The sequence below is a fragment of the Streptomyces alkaliphilus genome (assembly GCF_014141535.1).
GTDB classification, from domain to species: Bacteria; Actinomycetota; Actinomycetes; order Streptomycetales; family Streptomycetaceae; genus Streptomyces; species Streptomyces alkaliphilus.
The window spans coordinates 1-1,797 of the sequence record NZ_VKHT01000999.1 but is presented as its reverse complement, the minus strand read 5'-3'; the positions used below and the strand labels follow the sequence as shown (position 1 = coordinate 1,797).

Sequence of the window (1,797 nt, the reverse complement as noted above, 5' to 3'; positions counted from 1 at the left end):
CCCCCGACCCATCCGACCCGCCCGACCCGGACCGCAGCTGGGCCTCGGCCAGTCGCCGGTAGAGGGCGTCCTCGCGCATCAGCGTCCCGTGGTCGCCCACGGCGCGCACCCGCCCGGCCTCCAGGACGACGATCCGCTCGGCGTCCACGACCGTGGAGATGCGGTGGGCGATGGCCACGACGGCGCACCGCCGCGACACCCGCCGCAGGGTGTGGCGAAACGCCTGCTCGGCGTCGGAGTCCAGTTGTGAGGTGGCCTCGTCGAGCAGCATGACGTCCGGCTTCTGGAGCAGCGCGCGGGCGATGCACAGACGCTGCCGCTGCCCGCCGGACAACCCGACACCCTGGTCGCCCAGTTCGGTGTCCAGGCCGCGCGGCAGCCGGTCGATCATCTCCTCCAGCCCGGCCATCGCGACCGCCTCGGCCACCTCCTCCTCGGTGGCGTCGGGGCGTGCGTAGACGAGGTTCTCCCGAATCGTGCCGCGCATCGCCGCGCTGTCCTGCTGCACGTACCCCACCCGGGCACGCAGCTCGTCCAGCGGAAGCCGGGAGATGTCCCGACCGTCGACGAACACCGTTCCGGCCTCGGGGCGGTGGAAGCGCTCCACGAGCTGGAAGAGAGTGGTCTTGCCCGCCCCCGAGGGACCGACCACGGCGGTCAGGCCGCGCTCGGGGACGGTGAGGGAGACGTCCCGCAGCACCGGGCGGGCGTCCGGACCCCGGCCGTGGGAGAAGCGCACCCCGCGGAACTCCACCGCCGCTCCCGGCGCCCCGGCCGGCTCGTCCCCGGCGTCGGCACCCGCCCCGGCGTCGGGGTCGGTGGACGGGCCCTCCCCCCGCTCCTCCTGCGGCAGTCCGGCCAGCTCGTCCACCCGCTGCATCGCGGCCCGACCCTGCTGGAACTGACCGATCGACAGGAAGAACAGCACCAACGGCGACACCAGGTAGAACAGGTACATCACGAAGGTGGTCAGGTCGGCGGGGCTCAACGATCCGGTGGCCACCCGGGCCATGCCCGCACCGACGACGGCGGCCAGCGAGATCTGCAGGCCGACGTTCATCGACGGGGAGAGCAGCGCGCCGTAACCGGTGGCGCGGATGCCCGAGCGTCGCGCCCGCTCGGCGAGACCGCCCAGACGGTCGCGCTCCCGGCTCTCGGCCCGGGACGCCTTGACGGTGGTCAGCGCGCCCAGGACCCGCTGGAGGTCGGCGCCGAACTCGCCGGTGTCCTCGCGGTTGCGCACGGCCTCCACCCGCAGGCGTCGGGCCAGCCACAACGAGATGGCGCTGGCCACGCCCAGGCAGCCGAGGGTGATGAGCAGCAGCCCCGGGTCGACCCAGGCCATCAGCACGATGCCACCGACGACGAGCAGCCCGTTGATGACCAGCTGCGCGAGGCTGTGCGAGAGGGCGACCCGCACCAGGGAGGTGTCGGCCACCAGCCGGGTGTGCACGTCTCCCATCCGCTGCCCCTGGAGGTGGGCGAGGTCGGCGCGCAGCACCCGCTCGGAGAGGTGGGTTCGGGTGTCGCGGACGATGTTCTCCCCCGCCCGGCCGATGAGGTACGACTGGGCGGCGGAGAGCACGGCGTCGGCGAGGAAGAGCGCGGCCAACAACACGATGACGCCGGTCAACGCCCGGCCGGCACCGGCGTTCTCGATGAGCCGACCGATGACCAGGGGCTGGGTGAGGGTGGCGGCCACGCCGAGCAGGCCGAGCAGGATGCCGCCGATCAGCGGGATGCGGTGCCGCCGCGCCACGGACCACACGGTGGAGGCCGGGGTGGAGGCGGGGGCGG

Annotated in this window: 1 protein-coding gene; it reads right to left on the bottom strand. The window is 73.8% G+C overall.

The genetic code is table 11. The annotated features are described in order from the left end of the window. Positions 1 to 1,797 (bottom strand): ABC transporter ATP-binding protein (locus tag FNQ90_RS21885; RefSeq protein WP_407699419.1); only part of this gene is annotated, 1,797 nt, incomplete at both ends.